Origin of the sequence: Streptomyces pratensis (assembly GCF_037137275.1) — a bacterium.
Taxonomy (GTDB): Bacteria; Actinomycetota; Actinomycetes; order Streptomycetales; family Streptomycetaceae; genus Streptomyces; species Streptomyces pratensis_B.
Genome location: NZ_JBBBEN010000079.1, coordinates 93,500 through 117,896, shown reverse-complemented (window position 1 = coordinate 117,896; position 24,397 = coordinate 93,500). Strand labels below are relative to the sequence as shown.

Sequence of the window (24,397 nt, the reverse complement as noted above, 5' to 3'; positions counted from 1 at the left end):
GCCGTGGCTCAGGTCCCCTGGCGCCCGCGCAGTTCCTCCACGGCGGCACGGGCCGCTGAGCCGATCACCGCGTCGGCGCGCGGCAGTCTGTGGTCGGACCGGGCGGCCCTGGTGAACACCACGGCGGTGTAGGCGCTCCCGTCGGCGAGCTCGATCACGCCCGCTTCATGACGCATGGCGCCGAAGGTGCCGGTCTTGCCGTAGACGCGGACGTCGTCGTACGGGAACCCCGAGGCCAGCCGATGGGTCCACGGCTGTCTGCCCATCACCTCGCGCATGAAGGCGCAGCGCTCGACGGAGGCGGCGCGGCCGGTCCAGACGGCCCGCAGGAGGCGGGCCATGTCCTGCGCCGTACTGGACGCCTTGTACGCCGGGTCGTACACGCCGGGTGGTACGACGGTGTCGTTGTCCGCCACGTGTGCCAGGGCCGCGTCCAGTGAGTGCGCGCCGGTCTCGGCGACCAGCCGGTCGAACGTGCTGACGACGCCCCCGTGGATGTGGGTGTCGGCCATGCCCAGGTCGCGGCAGGCGGCGTCGACCGCGTCGGGGCCGACGGCTCGCAGGACGGCGTCGGCAGAGGTGTTGTCGGAGATGGTCATCATCAGCACCACCATGTCGCGCAGCGACATGGTGACCGGGTCGCGCAGCACGGAGACGCCGGTCGGGCCGGGTACGCGTTCCTCCGGCGCCAGCGTCTCCCTGTGGCGCGGGTCGATCAGACCCGCGTCCGCGAGCCGGCAGAAGGCGACCATCAAAGGCACCTTGTAGACCGAGCCCACGGGCAGCCGCTCGCCGGGGTCGATGGCCACCAGCGCCGACGGGCGGTGCAGGTCGGCCACGTGGAGCCAGCCTCGGACGCCCGCGTCGTCGAACAGGTCGCGGATCTCCCGCTCCACTCGGCCGCCGTCCCTCCCGGCGCTCATGTCGCCGCCTTCCGCGTCAGGGTGTCCTCCAGCAACCGTGCCGTCCCGGCGATCTCCTCCGCGCCCGGACGGCGGGGGTCCCAGGCCACCCTCAGACGCAGCGGAAGCGGCGGGTCCGCCGCAGCTCGCCGCTCGACGCCCGTGGCGGTCAGCGTGTCGTCCGCCGTGACCAGCACCGCCTGACCCGCTGCCACCAGAGCGAGGCCGGCCCGCTCGTCGGCGACCACGACGGTCTCCACCCGGCGGCCACGGCTGGCCAGGGTGTCGACGAAGAGGTCGTGGGCCGCGGGCGCCTCGGCCCGTGGGCGTACGGCGACGGGCAGGCGCGACGGCAGCGCTCCGTCGGCGGCGGTGCTGCCCGCGGGAGCGAGGACCCAGGTCGGCAGCAGGATGACCCGCCCGGCGGCGAGGCCGTGCAGCACGGAGGGATGGCGGATCACGGCGAGGTCCAGCCGTCCGGCCGCGACGTCGCCGAGCAACGCGGAGGTCGCCGCCGTCAACATGCCGATCCGCGCCCGTTCGCCCGCCCTGACCGGCGCGGCCGCGACGTCGGCCGCCAGCGTCGTCGGTACGTCGGGAGCCAGCCCGATCCGCAGGCGGCGGCCCTCGGCGTTCTCGCGGGCACCGGTCTCGCGAAGGCGCGCGAGCGCGGTGAGCGCTCTGCGTGCGTGCGGCAGGAGCAGAGCGCCCTCCTCTGTGAGGGACACGCCTCTGTCCCGGTCGAAGAGGCGGACGCCGAGCAGGGCCTCCAGCCGGCGCAGACCCTGGGACAGCGGCGGCTGAGTGATGCCCACGCGCTGTGCGGCACTCCCGAAGTGTTCCTCCTCCGCCAGCGCGACGAAGATTTCCATATGCCGTTCCGTCAGCACTCCGCACCTCCTGGCGTGCGGCGATACACCCTGTGAATCACCATGATGCCGAGAGCGTATTCGACATCCGACAGGCGCCGCGTTTGACTCCCGCAGGGGGACCGGGCAAGCCGGTGGCCTCCGTCCGGCCGCTGGCGCACGCGGGAAGCGGCTTCACCCGGACATGCTGCCGGCTCACGCGCCCGTTCGCCTGCTCCGCCCCTGCCTCCTGCCCCAGTCTCCCGCTCCTCCCCCGACCCGAGCGCCAGAGCGCGCGTCAGAACAAGGAGTTCGCCCACCGTGCACACCCGGACCGCCTCCTCCCGCCGTACCGCGCTCGCCGCACTGGCCGGACTCGCGGCGCTCCCGCTGTCCGGATGCGCCCGGTCAGCCCCCGGCTCCGCGCCCCCGGCCCCGTCCGACACGGGAACGGCCGGCTCCGCCCTGCCCGGCTCCGGACCGTCCGGACCGGCGTCCGCCGATGCTCTTACGCGGCGCGCGTTCGCCCGACTTGAACGGAAGTTCGATGCCACGCTCGGCGTCTACGCCGTCGACACCGGCAGCGGCCGGACCGTCGTCCACCGGCCCGACGAGCGGTTCGCGTACGCGTCCACCTGCAAGGCGCTGCTCGCCGGCGCCATCCTGGACCGACGCTCCCTGCGTCAGCTCGAACGGCTCGTGCGCTACGGCCGCGACGTGCTCGTCAGCCACTCACCGATCACCGAGAAACACCTCGGCACCGGGATGACCCTGCGCGAACTGTGCGACGCCGCGGTGCGCTACAGCGACAACGCCGCGGCCAATCTCCTCTTCCGCGAACTCGGCGGCCCCCACGGGCTCCAGGACGCCCTGCGCGGCCTCGGCGACCGGGTCACCCGGTGCGACCGCTACGAAGTGGCGCTCAGCGAGGGCGCGCCCGGCGACCCCCGCGACACCAGCACGCCCCGCGCCCTCGCCACCGATCTGCGCGCCTATGTTCTCGGGGACGTCCTTTGCCCCGACAAGCGCGCCGTACTGGCCGACTGGCTCAAGCGCAACACCACCGGCGACCGCACCATCCGCGCCGGCGCCCCGGACGGCTGGCAGATCGGCGACAAGACCGGCTCGGGCGGCTACGGGGCCCGCAACGACATCGCCATCGCCTGGCCTCCCCTCGGCGCGCCCATCGCCCTGGCCGTCCTCTCGCGCCGCGACACCGAGAACGCCGAACGCAGGGACGCCCTCATCGCGCAGGCAGCCGAAGTCGCCTTCGGCGCCTTGTCCCCGTATGTGACCGGCAGCGGTCGCCAGACGCCGCTGCCGTCCGATTCCGCCGCTGAAACAGGCGCGTCGTAGGCATCCAAGCAGCCGGGTCGTGCGGAAGTATCGGTAGCCGAGATCCGAGAGGGGGCCCCGTGCCTGACGCCGACGTCGTCATCGTGGGCGGCGGAGCAGCCGGACTGACTCTCGCGTACCACCTGTGCGCGCCTGACCCACGCGTCGCGCTGTCGGTCCTCCTGGTCGACGCGCCGCCAGGTCCGTTGCGGCCGCCGCAGCGGACCTGGTGCTACTGGGAGCCCCCCGGCGGGGCCTACGACTCCGTCCTGGCCGCCTCCTGGCCGCAGCTGCGGGTGCGGGGCGCGGACGGCTCGGCCACCGAGACGCGGCCCGCACCGTTCCGCTACAAGATGCTGCGGTCGGACGCCTTCGCGGCCCACGTCCACCGGCGACTCGCCCGTGCGGCGGGCTTCCGCCGCGTCGAGGCGACGGTGACCGGCGTGCACGCCGGTCCAGGCGGCGGCGAGGTCCTGGCACGCGACGGGCGGGGCCGCGTGCTGACCCTGCGCGGTCGTCACGTGTTCGACTCCCGGCCGCCCCGCCGGCTGCCGCCCGCTCGCACCACCCTCCTCCAGCACTTCACGGGCTGGTTCGTCCGCACCGAGCGCCCCGTCTTCGACCCGGGCACCGCGGACCTGATGGACTTCCGCACCCGGCAGCCCCACCGCGGGCTCTCCTTCGGCTACGTGCTCCCCCTGGGACCCGACGCGGCCCTGGTGGAGTACACCGAGTTCTCCCGAGCCACGCTGGACGCCGACGGCTACCGGCGCGCGCTGGACCACTACACCCGTGACGTCCTGGGGCTGGGCCCCTTCCAAGTGACCGCGCAGGAGCAGGGCGTCATCCCCATGACGGACGGCCGCTTCCCCCGCCACGCCGGCGGGTCGGTCTTCCGCATCGGCACAGCGGGGGGCGCGACCCGCCCCTCCACCGGCTACACCTTCGCCGCCGTGCAGCGGCAGAGCCGGGCCGTCGCCTCCCGCCTGCGCGCCGGCCGGCCTCCGCGCGTGCCGGCTCCCCACGGCGCCCGGCCGCGCGCCATGGACGCCGTCATGCTGCGGGCCCTGGACAGCGGCCGCGTCGACGGCGCGGAGTTCTTCGCCCGGCTGTTCCGCCACGTGCCCGGTGAGCGGCTGCTGAGATTCCTGGACGGCGACTCGCGCCTGCACGAGGACCTCCTCATCGGACTGCGGACACCGGTCGTCCCGATGCTGCGTACCGTCCTTGAGCTCCCCTTCCGGTCCAGACGAACACCGGGCGCCGGACACACCCTTTCGCCCCCGCCCCCGCTCCGGCCTGCCGGTCACGAAGAGCACGAGGAGAGCGCCTGATGACCCTGTTGCGCGGCGACGCCCTGTCCGCGGCCTTCGACCACGGTTCCACCGCCTATGACCGCCTCGTGGCGGCCAGTCCGGGGTACCACGCCCATCTGCGTCGGTCGGCCCGCCGCCTCGGGCTGGCCGACGGCGGCCGCGGACTGCGCGTCCTGGACGTCGGGTGCGGCACGGGCGCCTCCACGGCCGCCCTCCTCACCGCCGCCCCGCACGCCCGGATCACCGGCGTCGACGCCTCCGCGGGCATGCTGGACCGGGCGCGAGCGAAGAGCTGGCCCAAGACCGTGGACTTCCTGCACGCCCCGGTCGAGGAGCTGGCCGACCGCTTCGCCCCCGCCTCCTTCGACGCGGTGTTCGCGGGCTACCTCTTCCGCAATCTCACCGACCCGGACGCGGCGCTCGGCGTGGTGCGCGAGCTGCTCGCCCCCGGCGGACGACTCGGCGTACACGAGTACACCCTCGGTGGCTCGCCCGTGCACCGCCTCGTGTGGAACGCGGTCTGCCGTGCCGTCGTGTTGCCCGCGGGGCGCCTCACAAACGACGCGCGGCTCTACCGGCACCTTCGGCGCAGCGTCGTCGACTTCGACACCGCGCCCGCGTTCGCCGAGCGCCTGGGCCGAGCGGGCTTCTGGCGCGTACGCGTGCTTCCGCTGCCCGGCTGGCAGACCGGGATCACGCACACCTTCGTCGCACGCGGCGCCGGCGGGCGGGGAGGGCGGGCATGACGGGCCCGCGGGGCGCGGGGGCGGGCCACCGCCACGGCCGGGACCGGCGGGCCGCCGTCGTGAGAGCGCCCGAGGGGCGCGCCCGGTTCACGGCCCAGGCGCCAGCGGTGGCGGTCGTCGGCGGCGGCATCGCCGGGATCGCGGCGGCCACGCTCCTGGCCGAGCGCGGCGCCCACGTCACCCTCTTCGAACGCGAGGAGGGGCTCGGCGGGCGGCTGGCCGGCTGGCCGACCCGACTGGCCGACGGCACGACGGTCACCATGAGCCGCGGGTTCCATGCCTTCTTCCGGCAGTACTACAACCTGCGTGGTCTGTTGCGCAGGGTGGACGCGGGGCTGGAGGCGCTGACCGCCCTGCCGGACTACCCGCTGCGACACAGCGCCGGCCTGTACGACAGCTTCGCCCGGGTCCCCCGCACGCCTCCCTTCAGCGCCTTGGGATTCGTCGCCCTCAGCCCCACGTTCGGGGCACGGGACCTGCTCCGCATGGAGCCCCGCGCCGCACTGCCGCTGCTGGACGTGCGCGTCCCCGAGGTCTACGACCGGTTCGACGGCGTCAGCGCCCACGACTACCTCTCCCGTATCCGGTTCCCGGCAGCCGCCCACCATCTGGCGTTCGAAGTCTTCTCCCGCAGCTTCTTCGCCGATCCGCGCGAACTGTCCGCGGCGGAACTGGCCCTGATGTTCCACATCTACTTCCTCGGCTCCAGCGAAGGGCTGCTCTTCGACGTCCCCGCCGAGCCGTTCCCCACCTCCTTGTGGGACCCGCTGCGGTGCTACCTGGAAAGCCACCACGCCCGGGTCCGCACCGGGGTGCCGGTCCGGCGGGCGGCCCCGCGCGCCGACGGCGGCGTCGACGTCACGACCGACGCACGCACCACGCGGTACGACGCGCTCGTCCTGGCGCTGGACAGCGGGGGGCTGCGCCGCATCGTCGCCGACTCACCCGAGCTGGGCGACGCGGCGTGGCGCGCGCGGATCGGCCGGCTGCGCACCGCACCGCCGTTCCTGGTCTCGCGGCTGTGGCTGGACCGGCCGGTGGCGGCCGACCGGCCGGGGTTCCTGGGGACCAGTGGCTACGGTCCGCTGGACAACGTCAGCGTCCTGGACCGCTGGGAGGGCGAAGCGGCTCGGTGGGCGCGCCGCGCCAGGGGCTCGGTGATCGAACTGCACGCCTACGCCGTCGCCCCGGACGCGGACCGGGCCGCCGTGCAGAGCGCCGCCCTGCGTGAGCTGCACCGGATCTACCCGGAGACGCGCAGCGCCCGCATCGTCGACGAGCGTCATGAGTGGCGGGCGGACTGCCCGCTGTTCCCGGTCGGCGGCTACCGCGACCGGCCCGGCGTGCGCACTCCCGACCCCGCTGTCACGGTGGCCGGGGACATGGTCCGCACCGAGCTGCCGGTGGCCCTGATGGAACGCGCCGCCACCAGCGGATTCCTGGCGGCCGGAGCGCTGTTGGAGCGGTGGGGCGTACGGGGGCAGACGCTCTGGACCGTGCCGCGGGCCGGCCGCTCCCCCGTCCTGCGCCGCCTCGCCGCACTGGGAGCGGGGTAACCGTTTCGTCCCGCGCGGGTGGGCGGGGAGCGCGGCTCCCCACCCGCCCGTCAGCTCGTCAGCCCGTCAGCCCGTCAGCCCGTCAGCCCGTCAGCCCGTCAGCCCGGGAAGCGTCCGTCGGCGCGCAGCTCCCAGCGTCTTTCGGCGTACGCCAGGTCGTCCCGCCACAGGCGGCCGGCGGAGATCCGCATCAGGGGGCGCACCAGCGGCGCGGCCGCCCGCGCCACGGCGAACCCGCGCCGGTCGGAGGCGGCGACCACCGCTTCGGTCACCGCGGTGCGCGGGCCGCCCCTGTCGTCCGGTGCGAGCGGCGTGGCGTGGGTCTCCACCACCGATCCCTCGCCCTCGCCCTCGATGATCCGCATGACCACCGTGCGGGGTTCCGGAGCCGTGAACCGGGCCCGGACCGGCACCACCACGCGCCCGGCCACCTTGAAGGACACGTCGACGACGAAACCGGTGTCGTCCTTTGCCCCCTCGGGCGTCGCGGTCACCCTCAGGTCGACGAAACGGTAGGGGTGGAACCAGGCCCCGTGCCACGGGTCGAGGCGGTTGGCCACGACGTCCTCCGGCTCGCAGCGGCCCACACCCTCGTACACGGCGTCGACGGCGGACCGGGCTCGCGGCCGCTCGGGCACGAACGGCCGGTCCGACGGGCTCTCGCCGCCCACGGCGTCCAGCCGCACCCACAGCAGAACCCCGTCGTCGAAGGCGGGATAGGGCTCCCACCCGGCGAACGGCTCGCCGTCCAGGACCATGCCGTGCCAGTGGCAGACGAGCGTGCCGCAGCGAACAGGGCTGTCACGCAGCGGCGCCCCGAGGTGGGGGCAGGCGCCCGGTCCCGCGCGGAGTCGGCCCTCCGCGTCCCGCCAGGCGACCACTTCGGCGCCCGCGACGGATCTACCGACCGACCTTCCGGGCGGCAGCGCGCGCGAGGCGCCGATGACGTACCAGTTCCCCGAGGGCCGGCTCAGTGACTCCTTCAGCGCCTCGGCGATGAGTCCGGGCCGCGCGTCGCGCCAGGTGGGCGCCTGTCGCTCCCACGGAACGGGGTCGCGGCGCAGACTCAGGGGAACGCGGCGCCGGCCGCTTCGGCGTCCGGAGGCGCTCACGCCGCTTCCTCCCGCACCGATGAGCCGGTTCCGTCCGGCCGCAGCCGCCCGTCGTCCTCCTTTGCCCGCGCCGCACCGGGCCGTCGGCGCGACGTGCGGGAGGCGACCGCCCGCGCCAGCCCGTCGAGCGCGACCGCCGCCCTCCGTCCGCGGGAGACCACCGCCCTCCGGTGCAGGACGGCGTACCCGTCTGCCTCGATCGCGTCGAGGATGCCGCTGTACAGCACGAACGCTGTACGGATGCAGGGCCTGGACACCGGGGAGAGCATCGCCAGCCCCGGCAGCGCCTGCCGGTACACAGCGCGGTTGTGGGCCGCGGCGGCCCGCAGCACGGCGGTGATGCGGGGGTCACGGGCCCCGGTGCGCCGACTCCATTCGAACAGCTCCCGCTGCACCCCGTGGGCCGCCAGCAGATCGGTGGGCAGGTACAGCCGGCCCCGGTCGAGGTCCTCGCCCACGTCCCGCAGGAAGTTGGTGAGCTGGAAGGCGACCCCGAGCGCTGCCGCGTGCGGGGCGGCCTCCTCCTGGGGGCCCACCGTGCCGAGCACCGGCAGCATCTGGAGTCCGATCACGGCGGCCGACCCGTGCATGTAACGGCCCAGCTCCTCGTACGAGGCGTATCCGCCGACCGTCAGATCGCTGCGCATGGACGCGAGGAAGTCGGTGAAGTGCCGGCGGTCGATGCCGTACCGGTCCGCGGTGTGGGCCAGTGCTCGGATCACCGGCTCCGGGGCCTCGCCCGGTCGCGGCCCGGCCTCCAGCTGGGCTTCCAGGGCGAGCAGCGCGCGGGCCCGTTCGGCGGGGGCTGCGCCGTTCTCCAGGTCGTCCACGATGTCGTCCGCCCACCGCGCGAAGCCGTACAGCGCGTGCACGGCCGGCCTGCGGTCCACGGGGAGCAGCCGCGTCGCCAGGAAGTACGTCCTGCCGTGCCGGGCGTTGAGCCCGCGGCAGTGGCTGTACGCCGCGCGGAGGGCGGGGTCGTGGATGCCCGCGGCGTCCAGTTCACGGCCGGTCATGCGAAACCGCCTCTCGGGGCAGGGGAGCGGGGCGTCGGGGCGGGGTGGCGCCGGTGATCCTCTGTGCGGCCAGCTTCCCGGAGATCAGCACGGTCGGCACGCCGACGCCGGGCGTGGTCCCGCAGCCTGCCAGGACCGCGTTGGCAGTACCGCGCACGAGGTTGCGCGGGCGGAACGGGCCCGTCTGGGGGAAGGTGTGGGCAGCGGAGAACGGGGTGCCGGCCGCATGGCCCTCGGCGCTCCAGTCGATGGGGGTGACCAGTGCTTCCTGCTCGATCGCCGCACCGAGGCCGGGCATCTCCCGGCGTTCGAGTTCGGCGAGCAGCTCGTCCCGGTAGCGGGGGCCCAGCTCCCGCCATTGCCGGGTGTCCGGGCCGATGTCCGTGTTCGGGCAGGGCGCCAGTACGTAGTGCAGGTGCTTGCCCGGCGGAGCGAGGGCGGGGTCGGCCGCGGTGGGCCGGGTGATGAGCAGGGAGGGATCGGACATCAGCGTCCCGGTGCGGGTGAGTTCGCGGAAGGTGCTCTTCCAGGCCGCGCCGAAGGAGATGGTGTGGTGCGCCAGCTCCGGCCACGTACGGTCCGTTCCCGCGTGGAGGATCACCGCCGACGGCGAGTGCCGCAGCGGCAGGACCCGGCGGGGGCTGCGGCCGAGCAGACGGTAGCTGACGGGCAGATCGGGGGTCAGGACCACGGCATCACAGGGGATGCGATCCTCGTCGGTGATGACGGCGGTGACGCGTTCGCCCGAACGCTCCAGCCGGACCACGGCTTGCCCGTAGCGGAGGTCGGCGCCCGCTTCGGCGGCCGACCGGGCCATCTCCCTCGGCAGGGCGTGCATGCCGCCGCGCGGGAAGTACACCCCGGCGACCGTGTCCATGTAGGCGATGACGGCATAGGCGGCCAGGGCCCGCGCAGGCGGCACACCGGCGTACAGGGCCTGGAACGAGAAGACCCGGCGCAGCCGTTCGTCCGACACGAAGCGTCCGATCCGCGCGTCGAGGCGGCCGAAGCCTCCCAGGGCGGCCAGCCGCACGAGGTCGGGGCGCAGGAGCTGGGCGGGCGAATCGAAGTTGGCGTCGATGAAGCTCCGCATCTGCACCTGGTAGAGCCGCTCCAGCCAGGTCCGCAGCCGCCGGTACCCGGCCGCCTGCCGGGCCCCCGCGAACTCCTCCACCGCCGCCTCCATCGCGGCGCCGTCGGTGTGCACGTCCAGACGCGACCCGTCGGCGAAGCACGCCCGGTACGCGGGGTCCAGACGGATCAGCTCCAGCCGGTCGGCCATCGTGTGGCCCACCGCCCCGAAGGCCTCCTCCACCAGCTCCGGCATGGTCAGCACGGTCGGCCCGGTGTCGAAGCGGAAGCCGGCCTGCTCCAGGAGCCCTGCCCGGCCGCCGGGGGCCGGGGCGCGTTCGACGACCGTGACCCGGCGGCCCGCGCCGAGGAGGTGGAGCGAGGCGGACAACCCGGCCAGGCCGGCGCCGACCACGACCACATGGTCGACGGGCCCCTTCACGGTGATCATCTGTTGTCTCCTTCTCCGGCCGGGGTCAGAGCCCCGGCGCGGGGTCGGCCGGCGGTGCGGCACTCAGGGGCCCGGGACCGTCAGGGGCGGAACAGGCGGGGGGCGCGGAGAGCGAGCGCAGCAGCCCGAGCAGTCGACGGCCGCCAGGGGTGTGGACGTCGACGGCGTCGGCCAGCCTGGCTTCGGCGTGCTCGACGAGGCGGTCCGCTCTGCGTTCCGTCTGCGCCCGCGCCCCGGTCGTCTCGAACACGTCGCGCACGGCGGCGAGGCCGTGCGCGGTGAGTTCCCCGTCCCCCAGTGCCTGGTCGAGGACTCCCAGCGCCTTCTTGTCGCCGGCGGCGGCGGCCCGCGAGCGCGCGACGGCCAGCAGGTAGGTCGGCTTTCCCTCGCGGATGTCGTCCCCGGACGGCTTGCCGGTCCGTGCCGGGTCGCCGAACACTCCCAGGAGGTCGTCCCGCAGCTGGAAGGCGATGCCCGCGGAACGCCCGGCCGCGCGCAGCGCGGCCGTGGTGCGCTCGTCCGCGCCGGCGAGGGCCGCGCCGATGGCCAGCGGGCGTTCCACGGAGTACAGGGCGCTCTTGAGGCAGGCGGTCCGTACCGCCCGAGCGGCGGACACGTCTCCCGTGGCCTGACCGTGCAGGTCCAGATACTGCCCGGCGACCATCTCGGTCCTCATGGCGCGCCAGATCGCCCGGACCCGGCGGTGCGTGGCGGGGGCCGGTGCCAGGTCCGCGACGATGTCGTCGGCCCAGGCCAGTGCGAGGTCCCCGGCCAGGACCGCGGCCGAGGCGCCGAAGGAGGCCCCGCGCCGGGAGTCCGGTGAGAGGCCCGCCCGCGCGGCGAGTCCCACGTGAACGGCGGGCTTCCCCCGGCGCAACGGCGAACGGTCCATCACGTCGTCATGGATCAGGGCGCAGGTCTGGATGAGTTCCAGGGCGACGCCCAGTCGCAGCGCGGCATCGACGGAAGCGGCGTCCGCGGCTCCGCAGGCGCGCATGCCCCACCACACCAGTCGAGGACGGACGCGCTTGCCGCCGTGGAGCGTGAAGTCGGCCACCCGCTGGGCCAGATCGCCGCAGAAGGTCCGGTCGAGCTCCGTAGCCTCGGCGATCCTCTCGTCCAGGATGGTGCGGGCCGTGTGCCGCACGGCGGCCGCCACATCAGCGTCCACGGCGCCGGCCTCGTACGGCGGCCCCTCTCCCCGGTGGGCCCGGTGCGCCGGGGCGGAGGCGGGGCGGGCCGTGCCGGCGGGTTTCTGTGGTGGCTCCGCCGGTGGCGGACGGTCGTCGAAGGAGTGCTCCACGGCCTGACCTCGGGCCATCTCACGTCCTTCCGGCAAAGTGTGCGAACCATTCACCGTCCCTTCTGTCCACGCTGCCCTTTCGGATGCGGTGCGGGGAACAATCGTTCAGGGCGGTGCCCCGAGAAGGGGCTGACCCGAGACGATCACGGCAGCGGTGGTCCTTGGAGGGAGAAACACCCGGGCGGCCGCCGCGCCCGCCCGTTCGGCCCCCCGCACAGCTCCTTCGGGGCGCACACGGACTGCCGCCCGGGCCCGGGCCCGGGAGCGGGCAGCCGCCGCTGCCTGGGCGGGAACCCGCAAGCCGCCACGCCCGCGCTCCGCGCGCCGGGAGCGGGCGCGTCCGCCGCTCCGGGGGGCCCGGGGGCGGCCCGTCGGTCCGGGCGCCCCGCCGCTCAGGCCCGGGAGTTCCCCGACAGCCCGCCCGGCCGCGGACCTGACCGGCGTGCGGTCTTCGGCGCCGAAGGGGGGGCAGGGGCGCCGACCCGCGGGCCGGGGCGGGCCGACCGCTCCACGCCGGAGGGGGCCGACAGGGCCGCGATGGGCGCGGTCTCATCCGTGTTGGCGGAGGTACGCCTCCAGCTCCGCGGCCCCCGCCAGCATCGCGCGCGCCCGAGCGGCCAGTCGACTGCGCCAGTCCCCCAGGACGGCCTCCAGCGGGTCCACCCCGCCGGCCGCGCGCACCTGGGTGATCACGGGGGCGATCTGTTCCAGCAGATAGCCGCCCCGCCTGAGTTGGTGGACCAGTCGGGCGTCCCGCACATCGGCTTCGCCGTAGAGGCGGTAGCCGGTCTGCGGGTCGCGGCGGGGGCGCACGAGACCGGCGCGCTCCCATTTCCGGAGCGTGGCGGGCCTGACCCCGAGCTTCCCCGCCAGCGGCCCGATGAACGTCCCGCCGGGACCGGAGCCGGGGGCGGGTGCGGTGCCGGACCCGGCCGGGCCCAGGGAGCGAAGGGCGTTCTCGACGGCCTGGAGCGTCCGCCGGTCCTCCAGGAGCTGGGCGTGGCTCTCGTCGATGCGATGGAACGCCTCTTCGGCCGCCCCCTGGTTCACCGCCCGCATGATCGACGTCGCGGCGCGGTGGCCGTGGCCGGGCGCCAGGGCCAGGAACGCCCGCAGCGCCCGGGCGTGGTGCGGGGTGTACACGCGGTACCCGTGGGGCGTTCGCTCGGCGGGCGGGAGGATGCCCGCCGCCTCGTAGTTCCTGACGGCCTGGGTGGACAGGCCGTACCCGCGTGCCAGGTCGACCGGCCTGAGCTGCTCACCCGTTTGAGACTTCTGACTCATCTTCCTGCCGATACTTCGGAAAGGTTTCAACCGAAGGTTCAACGATACCGTTCACCCTATGACTACGGACATCGCAGACCTCGCCCGGGCCGTCGAGGCCGCCGCCGTCATGGGGCTGTTCGCTGCCCGGCCGCGACTGCTGGCCCTGGGGGAACCCGCCCATGGGGTCCAGGCCCCTCTCCGGCTGCGCAACGAGCTCTTCCGGCAGCTCGTCGAGGAGGAGGGATACCGGACGATCGCCGTCGAGAGCGACTGCGTGAAAGGGCTGCTGGTGGACGACTTCGTCAGTACGGGCGCGGGCACGCTCGACCAGGTCATGGAGCACGGTTTCAGCCACGGGTGGGGGACGTACGCGGCCAACCGCGAACTCGTCTGCTGGATGCGGGCGTTCAACGAGCGCAGGCCCGCCGCCGAGCAGGTGCGTTTCTGCGGTTTCGACGGCCCGCTGGAGATCACCGGGGCCGCGAGCCCCCGGCACGTCCTCACCGCGCTCCACGGTTTCCTCGCGGCCCACGTCGATCCGGGCCTGCTCCCCTGCACCGCCGCGACGCTCGACCGGCTGCTCGGCGCCGACGACCGGTGGACCGACCCCGCCGCGATGAGGGACCCCTCCCGGTCCGTGGGCCGGTCGGCCGAGGCAGGCGAACTGCGTCTGCTCACCGATGATCTGGTGGGCCTGCTCGACACGCAGACACCCCACCTGGCGGCGGCCGCCTCGCGGGAGGGCCGGGAGCGGGCGTGCCTGTACGGCCGCACCGCCGCGGGCCTGCTGCGCTACCACTCCCAGATGGCCGACACATCACCGAGCCGACTGGCGCGCCTGGTGGGCCTGCGCGACGGGATGATGGCCGAGAACCTCCTCGCCGCCGTCGAGCGGGGGCCGGTGCTGGTCCACGCGCACAACAGTCATCTCCAGCGCGACAGGAGCAGCATGCGCATGGACGGACGACCGCTGGAGTGGTGGAGCGCGGGCGCCATCGTCAGCTCCCGTCTGGGCGCGGACTACGGCTTCCTGGCGACCGCTTTCGGCACCCTGCGGCACCAGGGCGTGGGGGCTCCGGCTCCGGACACCGTCGAAGGAGTGCTGTACGCGCTCCCCGGGGACCGTCACCTCATCGACTCCGCCCGGCTGGTGGCCGCCCTCGGTGACACGCGCCCCGCGCCCCGGGTGTCCTCCTACTTCGGCTACGCACCGGTGGACCCTGCGCACCTGGGCCGTGTCGAGGGACTCGTGTTCCTGAAGGACGTGCCCGAGGAGTGAGGGGACACGGCCCCGCACCGCTCGCGGGAAGACGACGCGGTCGAGGGGGTGGTCGAGCAGACGGTGGCTGAGCTGGACGAGCTGGGTACGGCCCGGGGATCGTCCTTTGCCCGCCGAGGACACGGCGGCCCTCGACACCGGCCTCGGCCGGGCCCGTGCCACCGTGCGGAACATGCTGGGGAGGTGCCTCCGACTTCCCCGGCCGCACCGCAGAACCGCTGCGCCCGGGCCCTCGGAGAAGGACTCGGAGGACGGCGGGAGCGACCGGCCGGTCGACGTCCCCGAGCGCCGTGCGGGAGACTGCCCCGCAATCGGGCGCCATTCGGTCACGCTGCGGCGAAGAGCGGGCAGCCCGAAGCGCCGTTCTATCGACCCCGACCGGGTTGACCAGTGCAGACGCGGCCGAGAAAGCGGGCATGAACGGGCCCAGGGGGGCCCGTGAAGCGGCTGGTCGAGCCGGGACTCCTGCGGTAGAAACGACACACGGGCCCGAACGGACAGCGGGCTCCGCCCGACCGGGCCCAGCAGACGTCAGGGAAGTGCGCCGTGAACACCGAGGAACGCCGTCGGGGAATTCTCGACACGGCCCGCCGGGACGGGTCGGTCGGGGTGAACGCCCTCGCGGACCGGTTCAAGGTGGCCAAGGAGACCGTGCGCCGCGATCTGCACGCGTTGGAGGAACACGGCCTCGTCCGCCGTACCCACGGCGGCGCGTATCCGGTGGAGTCTGCCGGCTTCGAGACCACGCTCGCCGTCCGCACCACCCGCAACGTGCCGCAGAAGTCCCGGATCGCGGCCGCGGCGGCCGACCTGCTCGGCGACGCCGAGACGGTGTTCGTCGACGAGGGCTTCACTCCGCAGCTGGTGGCCGAGGCTCTTCCCCGCGACCGGCCGCTGACCGTGGTCACCGCCTCCCTGACCGTCGCCACGGCACTCGCGGGAGCGGAGAAGACCTCGGTGCTGCTGCTGGGCGGACGGGTGCGGGGGGCGACGATGGCGACCGTCGACCACTGGGCGACCCGGATGCTCGCGGACTTCGTCATCGACCTGGCGTACCTCGGAGCCAACGGCATCTCCCGCGAGTACGGGCTGACCACTCCGGACCCCGCCGTCGGCGAGGTCAAGGCGCAGGCGCTGCGCAGTTCCCGGCGCCGGATCTTCGCCGGTATCCACAGCAAGTTCGGGGCGGTGAGTTTCTGCCGCTTCGCCGGTGTCGGTGACTTCGAGGCGATCGTCACGGACGCGGGGCTCCCCTCGGCCGAAGCCCAGCGCTACTCCCACCTCGGCCCCCAGGTCATCCGCGTCTGACCGCACCCGCCTCCCCCGCCGCCGTTCGCCGGCCCGCTCTCCGCCGCCGCCTTCGCCCCGCCCGCCGGGGTCTGGCTCGCCATGCCCGCAACAACTGAGCAGGAGTCCCCATGCAGCACCCACGACGCCGTCACCGACCACGCCCGCGGGGGCGGATCTGTGCCGCCGCGGCCGCACTCCTTCTGCTGGCCACCGGTTGCGCGGGAGCGGGCGGGACGTCCTTCGGAGGCGGCGACGCGCTGAACGTGCTGATGGTGAACAACCCGCAGATGGTCGAGTTGCAGAAGCTGACCGCGCGGCACTTCACGGAGGAGACCGGCATCGAGGTCCACTTCACGGTGCTGCCGGAGAACGACGTACGCGACAAGATCAGCCAGGACTTCTCCAACCAGGCCGGTCAGTACGACATCGCCACCATCAGCAACTTCGAGCTGCCGTTCTTCGCCAAGAACGGCTGGCTGCACGCACTGGACCGGTACGTGGAGTCCGATACGGCTTTCGACCAGGAGGACATCCTCGAACCGCTGCGCACCTCGCTGACCGCCAAGGACGGCAAGCTCTACGCCCAGCCCTTCTACGGCGAGTCCTCCTTTCTGATGTACCGCAAGGACGTCTTCGAGCGGCACGGCCTCACGATGCCGGAGAAGCCCACCTGGCAGCAGGTGGCGAAGCTCGCCGCACGGGCGGACGGCGCGGAACGCGGCATGAAGGGCATCTGCCTGCGCGGGCTGCCCGGTTGGGGGGAGGTCATCGCACCGCTCACCACCGTGGTCAACACGATGGGCGGCACCTGGTTCACCGAGGACTGGGAACCACGCCTGACCGCACCGGAGTTCACAAGGGCGACCAAATTCTACGTCGACCTGGTGCGTCAGCACGGGGAGCTGGGCGCTCCGCAGTCCGGTTACGCCGAATGCCTCAACAACATGACGCAGGGAAAGACCGCCATGTGGTACGACGCCACCGCGGGCGCAGGTTCCCTGGAGGCGAAGGGCTCTCCGGTGAAGGGGAAGATCGGTTACGTGCCCGCCCCGGTCGAACGGACCGAGAGTTCCGGGTGGCTCTACACCTGGGCCTGGGGCCTGCAGAAGGCGTCCAAGAAGGCTGACGACGCCTGGAAGTTCGTGTCCTGGGCGTCGGGCAAGGAGTACGAGGAGCTCGTCGGATCGACGAGCGGCTGGTCCAACGTGCCCGCGGGCAAGCGGGCTTCCACGTACGCCAACCCCGACTACCTGGCACAGGCAGGTGCGTTCGCCGAGGTGACGAAGCAGGCCATTTCCCAGGCGGACCCGAGGAACCCTGGCACCCAGCCCCGCCCCACCTCGGGCATCCAGTTCGTCGGCGTGCCGGAGTTCACCGATCTGGGCACCAAGGTGGCGCAGGAGATCAGTGCCGCCATCGCGGGCCGCCAGTCGGTGGACGCCGCGCTCGCCGCCTCCCAGAAACTGGCCGAGAAGGTCGCCGAGGAGTACCGATGACCGCCACTGCCACCACCACCGCCGCCCAGGGCGGGGCCGGTCCCCGCCCCGCTCCGGAGCGACGGCCGCACAGCAGCGGCAGAAGGCGCGCCTGGGCGAGGCGTGCACCGCTGCTGCCCGCGCTCGTCTTCCTGGTAGCCGTGACCCAACTGCCGTTCGTGGCGACCCTGGTGATCTCGCTCTTCGACTGGAACTCCCTCAAACCGGACAAGCGCCACTTCACCGGACTGTCCAACTACGCGTCCGTCTTCACCGACGCGGCGCTGCGGGAGTCGGTCGTGACGACCGTCGTCCTCACGGCCTCCGTCGTGGTCGCCAGCGTGGTGCTGGGGCTCCTCTTCGCCCTGCTGCTCGACCGCGCCTTCTTCGGCCGGGGCCTGGTGCGCACGCTGCTGATCACCCCGTTCCTGCTCGTGCCGGTCTCCGCCGCGCTGCTGTGGAAACACGCGCTGTACAACCCGGAGTACGGGCTGTTCAACGGCGCCCTCACCTGGTTCGGCGACCTGTTCGGCGTCGAGAACGTCGCGCAGCCGGAATGGACCTCGGACATGCCGCTGATCGCGATCGAGGCGGCGCTGGTGTGGCAGTGGACGCCGTTCATGATGCTGATCCTGCTGGCCGGGCTGCAGAGCCGGCCAGCGGAGATCATGGAGGCCGCGCGGCTGGACGGGGCAGGGCCCTGGCAGACGTTCCGCCATCTGACTCTGCCGCATCTGCGCCGCTACCTCGAACTCGGCATCCTGCTGGGGTCGGTGTACATCGTGCAGAACTTCGACGCGGTGTTCACCATCACCTCCGGCGGTCTCGGCACCGCCAACCTCCCGTACACCGTCTACGAGACCTTCTACCGGGCCCACGAGTACGGTCTGGCGTCCGCCGCGGGCGTGGTCGTGGTGATCGGCACGATCATCATCGCCGTCTTCGCGCTGCGCGTGGTCTCGTCCCTCTTCCGTGAGGAGGCGAGCCGCGCATGAGCGTCTCGACCACACCGTCCCCCTCCGCGGACGTTTCCGCGCGCAGGGCCCGCCGCCGCTCCTTCCTGCTCGGCGCGAGCGCCTGGGCGGTGGGGATCGGCTTCTGCCTGCCGGCGCTGTGGATGGTGCTGACGTCCTTCCACGCGGAGGCCGACGCGGCGACCAACCCGCCTTCGCTCGCCGCCGCGTTGACACTCGACGGCTACCGTACGTTCTTCGGCGGCGGAGGGGGGCCGACGCCGTGGCCCCCGCTCGTCAACTCGCTGGCGGCCTCGTTCTTCTCGACCGTTCTGGTGCTCCTCCTGGCGCTGCCGGCCGCGTACGCGTTGTCGATCCGGCCGGTGCGCAAGTGGACCGACGTGATGTTCTTCTTCCTGTCCACGAAGATGCTGCCCGTGGTCGCCGGTCTCCTGCCGGTGTACCTGTTCGCGAAGAACACCGGCCTGCTGGACAACATCTGGCTGCTCGTCCTGCTCTACACCTCGATGAACCTGCCGATCGCGGTGTGGATGATGCAGTCCTTCCTCGCGGACGTCCCCGTCTCCATCATCGAGGCGGCGCAGGTCGACGGGGCCCGGCTGCCCACGGTGCTGCGCCGGGTCGTCGCCCCGGTGGCCGGGCCCGGTATCGCCGCGACCGCTCTGATCTGTTTCATCTTCAGCTGGAACGAGCTGTTGTTCGCCCGGGTGCTGACCGGCGTCGTCGCCGGGACCGCGCCCGTGCACCTCACCACCTTCGTCACCAGCCAGGGCCTCTTCCTGGCCCAGCTGTGCGCGGCGTCGGTGGTCGTGTCTCTGCCGGTGCTCGTCGCCGGTTACGCCGCCCAGGACAAACTCGTCCAGGGCCTCTCCCTGGGAGCAGTCAAATGAGGGCAGCCATCGTCGAAGCCCCCGGCAAGATCTCCGTGGCCACCGTCCCCGACCCCGCGCCGGGCCCCCGCGACGTGGTCGTCTCCGTGGCGTCGTGCGGGTTGTGCGGCACCGATCTGCACATTCTCCAGGGCGAGTTCGCTCCTACCCTGCCGATCGTCCCCGGCCACGAGTTCGCCGGCGAGATCGTCGCCGTCGGCGCTGACGTCACCGACCTGGCCGTCGGCGACAAGGTGGCCGTCGACCCCTCGCTGCACTGTCACGAGTGCCGCTACTGCCGTGCGGGCCGGGGGAACCTCTGCGACAACTGGGCCGCGATCGGCGTGACCGTCCCCGGTGGCGCGGCCGAGTTCGCGGTGGCTCCGGCCGCCAACTGCGTGCGGCTGCCCGAGCACATCGACGTCCGGGACGCGGCGCTGATCGAGCCGCTGTCCTGCGCGGTGCGCGGCTACGACGTGCTCCGGGGCAATCTGGGGGCACAGGTGCTGATCTACGGGTCGGGGACGATGGGCCTGATGATGCTGGAACTGGCCAAGCGCACCGGGGCCGCCTCGGTGGACGTGCTGGACGTCAACGCCCAGCGGCTGGCCACCGCGACGGTTCTGGGCTGCGACGGCGCGGCCGCCCGCGCCGACGAGCTGGACCGCCCCCGCGGCTGGGACGTGGTCATCGACGCCACGGGGAACGCCGGGGCCATCCAGGACGGCCTGGGGCGGGTCGCGAAGGGCGGCACCTTTCTTCAGTTCGGGGTCGCCGACTACGCGACCACCGCGGTGATCGAGCCGTACCGGATCTACAACCAGGAGATCACCGTCACCGGGTCGATGGCGGTCCTGCACAGCTACGAGCGGGCCGCCGCGCTGTTCGCGAGCGGGGTGCTGAATCCGGCCGTGTTCATCAGCGACCGGCTCCCGCTGGAGCAGTATCCGCAGGCCATCGAGCGCTTCCAGGCGGGCATCGGCCGCAAGATCGTGGTGGAGCCGTGACGGGCGCACCAGGGCCCGTCCCCGCCACGGCTTCCGGCCGGGGCTCCGTCCTCGTACTCGGTGAGGCGCTGGTGGACCTGGTTCCGGCGACCGGTGACCCCGGGGTCCTGGCGGCCCAGCCGGGCGGCGGGCCCGCCAACGTCGCGGTGGGCCTCGCCCGGCTCGGCGGGCGGCCGTCGTTCGCGGGCGGGATCGGCGACGACGCGTTCGCGGCCCGCGTCGAGGCGTGGCTGAGCGGCTCGGGCGTGGATCTCTCGTTGAGCGCCCGGTCGGCGCTGCCCACGGCCCTCGCGGTCGCCGACCCGGGCCCCGGCGGGAACGCGTACCACTTCCACCTGGAGGACACGGCGACCTTCCGGGTGCCGGACCGGTCGCCGGAGGCGGCGCGCTTCCGCGCGGTGTACGCGGGCGGGCTCGCCGCGGTCGTGGAGCCCGCGGCCGAGGCCGTCGCCGCCACCGCGCGGGCGGCCGCCCGCCACGGGCTGCTGGCCGTGGACCCCAACGTGCGCCGGGACCGCACCCTGGACCCGGTGGCGAGCCTGCGCCGGCTGCGGGAACTGTGCGGGCTCGCCCAGGTCGTCAAGGCGAGCGACGAGGATGTGGCGCGCCTCTGGCCGGAGGCGGACCCGGAGACGAGCTGTCGCCGGCTCGCCGGCCAAGGGCGGCTGGTGGTGCTGACGCGTGGTGCGCGCGGCGCCGTCGCGTACGTCGACGACTCACCGCCGGTGTCGGTGCCGGCCCTGCCGGTCCGGGTGGTGAACACGATCGGCGCGGGAGACGCCTTCATGGCGGGGATGCTGACCTGGCTCGGTGCGGAGGCAGGGTGGGACCCGGCGCTTGGGGCCGGACAGACGAGGGCGATGCTGGAGTACGCGGCCGAAACCGCCGCGTCGGTCTGCTCCAGGGCGGGCACGGAGCCCGTGCCCCCGCTTTCGGTGTGAGGAGCCACTCCCGCGGGCATCACCATCGGGACCCGAGTTCCCCACGGCCCTTGCCCGGCCCACGGAAACCGGCGCGGCCCCGCCGGGCGCCCCCGTCCGGCGGGGCCGCGCCGCGTCCGGGGCCTGTCCGGCCGGGCCGTCCACGTGGCGACTGCCGGGCGCGGTCAGCACGCCGCCCGGGGGCGGCACCCTGCGGTGCCGTCCCCGGGCGGGGGCGCTGCATCAGCTCTGCGGCCGGCTGCCGTGGTTCGCGGCGTTCTTCCGGCGGGCCTTCTTCTTACGACGTCGCTTCGATGACATCGAACCCTCCTTCTCTCCGTTACGTTTCCTCGCGGACGGTGAACCGGACGGTGAAGTCCGGCGATCATCGGGCCGCCTACCCACGCACACCGTGACAAACCCCCGGCAAGGGTGCAACCGGCGGCTCCAGACGACGGCGTGTCGCCCGACTGCGGAAGCGGGGCCCGAAGAGATGTTCAGGGCCGATACCGCAGCGGGTGGTCCGCCGGAACCTCCACCACGGCGATCCGCACCCCGTCGGGGTCGGCGATCCACATCTCGATCAGCCCCCAGGGCTCCTGGAGGGGCGGGCGCAGGACGTTCACGCCGTTCGCCCGCAGTTCCGCGTGGGCCGCTTCCGCGTCCTCCACCTGGAGCCAGAGCCGCACGGACGGCGAGGGCGGTCCCTCCCCGCGTCCGGAGAGCTCCAGGAACCCGCCTCCCAAAAAGTAGACCGTGCCGCGCTCGGGACCGGTGCCGAACTCGCGGTGGACGGCGAGGCCGAGGGCTTCACCGTAGAAGGCACGAGAGCGCTCGGGGTCGGTGGGGCGCAGCAGAATCCTGCTGCCCAGTACGTGCACCATCCCCCGAGCGTACGCCGCACGCCCTCCTGCGGTGCTCCCCCGTCAGCCGTCAGTTGGTCAGCTCGTCGACGAAGTCCTCGGTGCAGCGGTCCTCCGCCGCCTGTCCCTCGGCCTGTCGCACGCAGTCCTCGAAGTTCTTGAACTCGTCGGAATTGACCACGGACATTCCGATGACGAGGACGATCACCGATCCGATGAGCCCGAGCGCTCCCAGGGCGGCCCCGACGATGGCCATCACCCGCCGAGGAGCACGGCCCTGGCGGGTGCGGAGCGCGGCGATGATGCCGAAGACGACAGCGAGCAGGCCGAGGAGGAGTCCGCCCACGACGGTCCAGAAGAACAGACAGGCCAGAAGACCCAGGACGAGCGCGGTGATCGCGAAGCCGTTCGTCCGGGCGGGCGCAGCGTTGCCGTAGGCGTCGTGGCCGGGGGGCGGGCCCTGGTACGAGGGGTCCGGGTACGAGGGAAGGGACATCGGGTACGTACTCCTGTTCTCCTGGTCTGCCCGACGTATGCCCCGTGACCTGAGCCCTATGCGTACTTCCGATCACGCTCCGACGGCTGAAAGCCCTGGCCGGCGGGGCGCCGGCGGAGCTGTGCCGACAGATGGTGCTGCAGCGGCTGTCCGACCGCCGCGAGATCGTGGACGAAGGTGAGCGTGTCCCGGTCCGTCAGGGCGTAGCGGCGGCGGGTGGCGTCGACCTGCTTGGCCGTGGGCGCCAGAGCCACCTGCCGCGTGGAGAAGTCGGCCACGCCGTCGCGGGCCTGGCCGACCGCGATCTCCGCGACCCCGGTGGGCTGGGTGATCAGCGCCTCCACCCTCCCGTCGGGCTGCATCCGCCACCACCCGCTCTCCCGCGCGGACGGCCGCAGGGGGCCGCCGTCCGCGTCGAGCAGCCAGGCCCTCGCCTCGTAGGCGAGGAAAGGCCGGCCGTCGTGGCTGAAGGTCACCTCCTGCGCGTAGGTGAACTCCTCGGCGAGCGTCGGGTACTCGCCGCGTCCCCGGCCCGCCCAGGTGCCGAGGTACCCGGCCAGAGGGGCGAGCAGCGGGTGCGGGGCGGGCGCTTCGTCCGGGCGGTGGGCGTCGGGGAACGGGCGGTGGTGAAGGGGGTCGAGCATGGCAGGTGCGCTCCTGGGTGCCAGAAGGGGATCGGTCTCGTCCGATCATGCGGGCCGAAGACCGGGCCGTCCAACGCCTTCCCTCGGGGCGGGCAGGGCGGCGCCGAGCACACCCGCGGGCTCGTCCCTCCTCTGCTGCCGCACACGCCGGTACGGGCCGGAGCGGTCCTCTGCTCGCTCGTGTCCGGTTCCGGGCCCAGGCTTCGACGCACGTGAGGAGCGCGGCGATCGACGGACGGACGCCCGGGCGGATCGCCGCCCCGCCCGGTCCGGCTCCGGCGTACCGCGCCGGCCGCGGAGGGGCGAGCGACCTTCGTCACCCGCCCGGCGACGGCCCGCGAACCGTGCTGCGGGTCAGAGCCCCAGATCGCTGAGGCGGGACTCGTAGCGGATGGCGAGGTCCTCCGGCTCATCGGCCGGAGTGTCCCAGAGGGCTTTCAGCTCGGACCGCACGGCCTCGGGGAGCGCCTCGTACCGCTCGGTCCAGGTGTCGGCCCCCGGTATCCAGTAACCGACGACCTTGAAGCGCTCTGCGGGCAGGCCCAGCTCTCTGCGCAGGTAACGGCGCACCGTGCGCAGGGCGTTGGTCTGCCCGGCGACCCAGACGTACCCGCCGGAGAGGTCGGCGCCGGGCGGGATCGCGGCGGCCACCAGCTCGTCGAGACGGCTGGGGCCGTGGCCGTTGCCTCCGTAGGCCCACGTCACCTTGGAGTCGGGCAGCCGCGGCACCGACAGCACGGCGGACGGGCCGGGGACCTCCAGGACCACTCGCGTCCTGACGTTCTGCGGGGTGTTCTCCATCAGTCGGGCGACGGCGGGCAGGCCGGTCTGGTCGGCTACGAGCACCTGCCAGGAGAGGTCGGCCGGCGGGCGGTAGAGCCCCGTGGGGTCATTGACGCCGACGACGTCCCCGGGCCGCGCCGCGGCGGCCCAGCCGGACGCCACCCCGCCGTCGTGCAGCACGAAGTCGATGTCGATCTCTCCCGCCTCCGGGCGGACCGCGCGGACCGTGTACGTGCGCATCGGCGCGACGGGCTGCCCCTCGGGGGTCTCCCATCCGCCCTGGTCGGTCGTAAGCGGCAGGGAGACGTTTGTACGGTCCGGTCCGTGGGGAAGGAAGAGCCGCACATATTCGTCACCGACACCGGTGGACGCGAAGCCGGCGAGCCCTTCCCCGTGGAAGGTGACTCGGATCATGCTCACGGTGAGCGGCCGGACTCGGGCGACGACGGCTCGGTGGATCGTCATGGACACTGCCCCTTCGTACGCGTGGTCGACCGAACGCGCGGGGCGCTCGGCACGGGTCGGTCCATCGGGCGGCTCTCCGGCCGTCGGTGCACAGGGCGAGGACGACGGCGCGGGCCCCGGGGCCCGACCGGGGCGTCTCGTGCACCGGGACGAGGGTACCCAACAAACTTAGGGCAGCCTAACCATATCGTGAGGCGCGGTCGAGGGGGCCCGCCCACGACCGCCGCTCGGGACGCGCTCGGGACGGCCGGCCGGCGGCGACGGGCCACGGCATCCGGGCCCCGGCACCGGCCTGGGGCGGTGGGACCGCGACCGTCCTGCTGCCGCCCTGGCCGACGACCGGCTGCGGACGGCGGAGGAGACCCCGCCGGTTTCTTCGACACGCGACCGACGCCGTTCTCTTCGGCCGG

23 protein-coding genes are annotated in these 24,397 nt (G+C 73.4%); 11 read left to right on the top strand and 12 right to left on the bottom strand.

All coding sequences use genetic code 11. The features are described from left to right. Positions 1-8 precede the first annotated feature (8 nt). Both V9U70_RS10210 and V9U70_RS10205 read right to left on the bottom strand, forming a co-directional pair. Positions 9-923, bottom strand: a complete 915-nt coding sequence (locus tag V9U70_RS10210; protein ID WP_336674179.1) for a serine hydrolase — start codon at positions 921-923, stop codon at positions 9-11. Then, positions 920-1,774, bottom strand: a complete 855-nt coding sequence (locus tag V9U70_RS10205) for a LysR family transcriptional regulator (RefSeq protein WP_336674178.1) — start codon at positions 1,772-1,774, stop codon at positions 920-922. Before V9U70_RS10205 ends, V9U70_RS10210 begins: the two co-directional genes overlap by 4 nt. Positions 1,775-2,071: 297 nt before the next feature. Here V9U70_RS10205 and bla point away from each other — a divergent pair, with 297 nt between their 5' ends. The 4 genes from bla to V9U70_RS10185 are packed head-to-tail and all read left to right on the top strand — an operon-like array spanning position 2,072 to position 6,703. Continuing rightward, the gene (bla, locus tag V9U70_RS10200) at positions 2,072-3,106 is read left to right on the top strand and encodes a class A beta-lactamase (RefSeq protein ID WP_336674177.1); all 1,035 of its coding nucleotides are present in this window, start codon (positions 2,072-2,074) and stop codon (positions 3,104-3,106) included. Positions 3,107-3,165: 59 nt separating this feature from the next. Beyond that, positions 3,166-4,419, top strand: a complete 1,254-nt coding sequence (locus tag V9U70_RS10195; RefSeq protein ID WP_336674176.1) for a lycopene cyclase family protein — start codon at positions 3,166-3,168, stop codon at positions 4,417-4,419. Further along, on the top strand, positions 4,419-5,147 hold the full coding sequence (locus V9U70_RS10190; RefSeq protein ID WP_336674175.1) for a class I SAM-dependent methyltransferase: 729 nt from the start codon (positions 4,419-4,421) through the stop codon (positions 5,145-5,147). The genes V9U70_RS10195 and V9U70_RS10190 overlap by 1 nt, the downstream gene beginning before the upstream one ends. Continuing rightward, complete coding sequence (locus V9U70_RS10185; RefSeq protein ID WP_336674174.1) at positions 5,144-6,703, top strand: NAD(P)/FAD-dependent oxidoreductase; 1,560 nt, start codon at positions 5,144-5,146, stop codon at positions 6,701-6,703. Before V9U70_RS10190 ends, V9U70_RS10185 begins: the two co-directional genes overlap by 4 nt. A 98-nt stretch (positions 6,704-6,801) precedes the next feature. On the opposite strand, the gene V9U70_RS10180 is transcribed toward V9U70_RS10185, so the two are convergent. The 5 genes from V9U70_RS10180 to V9U70_RS10160 all read right to left on the bottom strand — a co-directional run bounded on the left by V9U70_RS10180 (position 6,802) and on the right by V9U70_RS10160 (position 12,940). Next, the gene (locus tag V9U70_RS10180; protein ID WP_336674173.1) at positions 6,802-7,815 is read right to left on the bottom strand and encodes a Rieske (2Fe-2S) protein; all 1,014 of its coding nucleotides are present in this window, start codon (positions 7,813-7,815) and stop codon (positions 6,802-6,804) included. Then, complete coding sequence (locus V9U70_RS10175) at positions 7,812-8,831, bottom strand: phytoene/squalene synthase family protein (protein ID WP_336674172.1); 1,020 nt, start codon at positions 8,829-8,831, stop codon at positions 7,812-7,814. The genes V9U70_RS10180 and V9U70_RS10175 overlap by 4 nt, the downstream gene beginning before the upstream one ends. Then, on the bottom strand, positions 8,818-10,353 hold the full coding sequence (locus tag V9U70_RS10170) for a phytoene desaturase (RefSeq protein WP_336674171.1): 1,536 nt from the start codon (positions 10,351-10,353) through the stop codon (positions 8,818-8,820). Before V9U70_RS10170 ends, V9U70_RS10175 begins: the two co-directional genes overlap by 14 nt. 25 nt (positions 10,354-10,378) lie before the next feature. Beyond that, positions 10,379-11,674, bottom strand: coding sequence for a polyprenyl synthetase family protein (locus V9U70_RS10165; RefSeq protein WP_336674170.1), 1,296 nt, complete (start codon positions 11,672-11,674; stop codon positions 10,379-10,381). Positions 11,675-12,205: 531 nt separating this feature from the next. Continuing rightward, positions 12,206-12,940: a MerR family transcriptional regulator gene (locus V9U70_RS10160; protein WP_336674169.1), complete on the bottom strand. Its 735-nt coding sequence runs from the start codon at positions 12,938-12,940 to the stop codon at positions 12,206-12,208. 58 nt (positions 12,941-12,998) lie between these two features. Between V9U70_RS10160 and V9U70_RS10155 the strand changes: the two genes are divergently transcribed. From V9U70_RS10155 to V9U70_RS10125, 7 genes are all read left to right on the top strand, one after another. After that, positions 12,999-14,201 (top strand): erythromycin esterase family protein, encoded by a 1,203-nt coding sequence (locus V9U70_RS10155; RefSeq protein WP_336674168.1) that lies wholly within the window; start codon positions 12,999-13,001, stop codon positions 14,199-14,201. Positions 14,202-14,747: 546 nt separating this feature from the next. Then, entirely contained in the window at positions 14,748-15,509 is a 762-nt protein-coding gene (locus tag V9U70_RS10150; protein ID WP_336674167.1) for a DeoR/GlpR family DNA-binding transcription regulator, read from the top strand. A 110-nt stretch (positions 15,510-15,619) separates the two neighbouring features. Further along, positions 15,620-16,987 (top strand): ABC transporter substrate-binding protein, encoded by a 1,368-nt coding sequence (locus V9U70_RS10145; protein ID WP_336674166.1) that lies wholly within the window; start codon positions 15,620-15,622, stop codon positions 16,985-16,987. After that, on the top strand, positions 16,984-17,961 hold the full coding sequence (locus tag V9U70_RS10140) for a carbohydrate ABC transporter permease (protein WP_336674165.1): 978 nt from the start codon (positions 16,984-16,986) through the stop codon (positions 17,959-17,961). Before V9U70_RS10145 ends, V9U70_RS10140 begins: the two co-directional genes overlap by 4 nt. Next, positions 17,958-18,830: a carbohydrate ABC transporter permease gene (locus tag V9U70_RS10135; protein ID WP_336674164.1), complete on the top strand. Its 873-nt coding sequence runs from the start codon at positions 17,958-17,960 to the stop codon at positions 18,828-18,830. The genes V9U70_RS10140 and V9U70_RS10135 overlap by 4 nt, the downstream gene beginning before the upstream one ends. Continuing rightward, positions 18,827-19,816: a zinc-dependent alcohol dehydrogenase family protein gene (locus V9U70_RS10130; RefSeq protein WP_336674163.1), complete on the top strand. Its 990-nt coding sequence runs from the start codon at positions 18,827-18,829 to the stop codon at positions 19,814-19,816. Before V9U70_RS10135 ends, V9U70_RS10130 begins: the two co-directional genes overlap by 4 nt. After that, positions 19,813-20,757, top strand: coding sequence for a PfkB family carbohydrate kinase (locus V9U70_RS10125; RefSeq protein WP_336674162.1), 945 nt, complete (start codon positions 19,813-19,815; stop codon positions 20,755-20,757). The genes V9U70_RS10130 and V9U70_RS10125 overlap by 4 nt, the downstream gene beginning before the upstream one ends. Positions 20,758-20,979: 222 nt before the next feature. Here the strand turns inward: V9U70_RS10125 and V9U70_RS30705 are convergent, their stop codons facing one another. The 5 genes from V9U70_RS30705 to V9U70_RS10105 form a co-directional block, all read right to left on the bottom strand. Further along, positions 20,980-21,057, bottom strand: a complete 78-nt coding sequence (locus V9U70_RS30705) for a 50S ribosomal protein bL37 (protein ID WP_472980334.1) — start codon at positions 21,055-21,057, stop codon at positions 20,980-20,982. A gap of 176 nt (positions 21,058-21,233) precedes the next feature. Beyond that, positions 21,234-21,620, bottom strand: a complete 387-nt coding sequence (locus tag V9U70_RS10120; RefSeq protein ID WP_336674161.1) for a VOC family protein — start codon at positions 21,618-21,620, stop codon at positions 21,234-21,236. Between the two features lie 49 nt (positions 21,621-21,669). Beyond that, the gene (locus tag V9U70_RS10115; RefSeq protein WP_336674160.1) at positions 21,670-22,095 is read right to left on the bottom strand and encodes a DUF4190 domain-containing protein; all 426 of its coding nucleotides are present in this window, start codon (positions 22,093-22,095) and stop codon (positions 21,670-21,672) included. Between the two features lie 56 nt (positions 22,096-22,151). Continuing rightward, positions 22,152-22,739: a nitrobindin family protein gene (locus V9U70_RS10110; protein WP_336674159.1), complete on the bottom strand. Its 588-nt coding sequence runs from the start codon at positions 22,737-22,739 to the stop codon at positions 22,152-22,154. A 354-nt stretch (positions 22,740-23,093) separates the two neighbouring features. Then, entirely contained in the window at positions 23,094-23,987 is an 894-nt protein-coding gene (locus V9U70_RS10105) for a siderophore-interacting protein (RefSeq protein ID WP_336674158.1), read from the bottom strand. Between the last annotated feature and the right edge of the window lie 410 nt (positions 23,988-24,397).